This is a genomic window from Streptomyces sp. WELS2, assembly GCF_013870595.1.
Taxonomy (GTDB): Bacteria; Actinomycetota; Actinomycetes; order Streptomycetales; family Streptomycetaceae; genus Streptomyces.
Genome location: NZ_JACBWZ010001092.1, coordinates 1 through 1,786 on the forward strand (window position 1 = coordinate 1; position 1,786 = coordinate 1,786).

Below are 1,786 nucleotides of genomic sequence, written 5' to 3' on the forward strand. Positions count from 1 at the left end.
GACGCCGAGCCGCACAGGGCCCACGCGCGCCACCCGCCCGGGCCGTCCGCGTCTGTCGTGCGAAGCCCGTCGACCTCCCGCATATTGGGGAAGTGACTCTCTCAGGGACGAGGCGGCGCCTCGGAGCCGTACGGGCCACGGGAGCCGCACGAGCCCGGAAGGCCCGGCCGGCCGCAGTCCGGTCGGCGGCGCTCTCCCGGCACGGCCGGCGAGGTCGCGGACAAGGTCCGGGACAACGTTGTCCCATGGTGCCCGGCCCGGACGGCACCGGCGCCCTCACCAGCGGACGCGCCCGGCCGGGGGCGAGGAACGCGCCCGGCCGGACACCCACGAGCGCGCCCGGCGGCGCACAAAGGAGGCTGTGATGTCGTTCCAGGAGCCGACAGTGCTCGAATGCCCCTTCGACTTCGCTGAGGCGCTGGAGTTCGACCCGGAGCTGGACGCGCTGGCGCGGCGCGGCCCGGTCAGCCGGATCCGGCTGCCCTACGGCGAGGCCGAGGCGTGGCTCGTGACCAGCTTCGCCGGCGTGCGTCAGGTGACGTGCGACCCCCGGTTCAGCCGGGCGGCGATCGTCGGGCGCGACTACCCGAGGATGACACCCGAGCCCATCGTGTCACCGGAGTCCATCAACGTGACGGACCCGCCGCACGCCACCCGGCTGCGGCACGTGGCGGCCCAGGCGTTCACCCGCGACCGGGTGGCGGCCATGCGCCCCGCGGTGGACCGGGTGGTGGCCGGCCTGCTCACGGCGATGGCCGAGACGGGGCCGCCCGCCGACCTGGTGACCCATCTGTCGGTGCCGCTGCCCCATCTGACGATCTGCGAGCTGCTCGCCGTACCCGAGGCCGACCGTGACGAGCTGCGGGACCGCACCATGCGGCTGCTGGCCACCTCCGCCGACGCCCGGCAGACCGCGGCCGAGGCCAAGGCGTCCCTGCGGGAGTACTTCGCGGGGCTGGTCCCGCAGCGGCGGCGGGCGCCGGGCGAGGACCTGCTCAGCACGCTGGCCACGGCCCCGGTGCCGGAGGGCGAGGAGCCGCTGAGCGACGACGAGCTGGCGGTGCTGGCCGTGACGCTCATCCTCAGCGGCAACGACACCGCGACCTGCCAGATCAGCGACATCGCCTACGTGCTGCTGACCCATCCCGAGCAGCGTGCCGCGCTCGCCCGTGACCCCGGGCGGTTCCCCGGCGCGCTGGAGGAGCTGCTGCGGTTCATCCCGTTCCGCAAGGGCGTGGGCATCCCCCGGATCGCCCTGGAGGACGCGGAGGTCGAGGGCACCCTGATCAGCGCCGGCGACTACGTCCACGTGTCGTACCTGGCGGCCAACCGGGACCCGGCCGTCTTCCCCGACCCGCACCGGCTGGACCTCGAGCGGCCGGTGCGCCCGCACATGACGTTCGGCTGGGGCGGGCACCACTGCCTGGCGGCACCGCTCGCCCGGGCGGAGCTGGACAGCGCGGTCTCCGGCCTGCTGACCCGCTTCCCCACGCTGCGTCTGGCCGTGGACCCCGACGACATCGAGTGGGACACCGGCACGATCCGCCGCTTCCCGCTGCGGCTGCCGGTCACCTGGTGAGGTCGCCCTCCTCCGGGTGAGCCGCTCCCCTGCGAGGCCGCGCCCCGCAACGTCCGCGGCCGAAGGCCGCCCCCTCCACTACCGGAGGGGGCGGCCGGGGTCAGCGCCCGGTCCTCGGCCGGAAGCGCCGGTACAGCACGGTTCCGCCCGCCAGCGACGCCAGGCCGGCGACTGCGGCCGTCCAGGTGCCGTCCGCTCCGGTGCGGG

2 protein-coding genes are annotated in these 1,786 nt (G+C 75.4%); one reads left to right on the forward strand and one right to left on the reverse strand.

The window, feature by feature from the left end:
* The first annotated feature begins 364 nt into the window (after nucleotides 1–364).
* On the forward strand, nucleotides 365–1,579 hold the full coding sequence (locus H5J33_RS33960) for a cytochrome P450 (protein WP_181798514.1): 1,215 nt from the start codon (nucleotides 365–367) through the stop codon (nucleotides 1,577–1,579).
* 100 nt (nucleotides 1,580–1,679) lie between these two features.
* Here H5J33_RS33960 and H5J33_RS33965 read toward each other — a convergent pair.
* Nucleotides 1,680–1,786, reverse strand: a 107-nt coding sequence (locus H5J33_RS33965) for an LPXTG cell wall anchor domain-containing protein (protein WP_181798515.1), incomplete at its 5' end; no start/stop codon positions are given.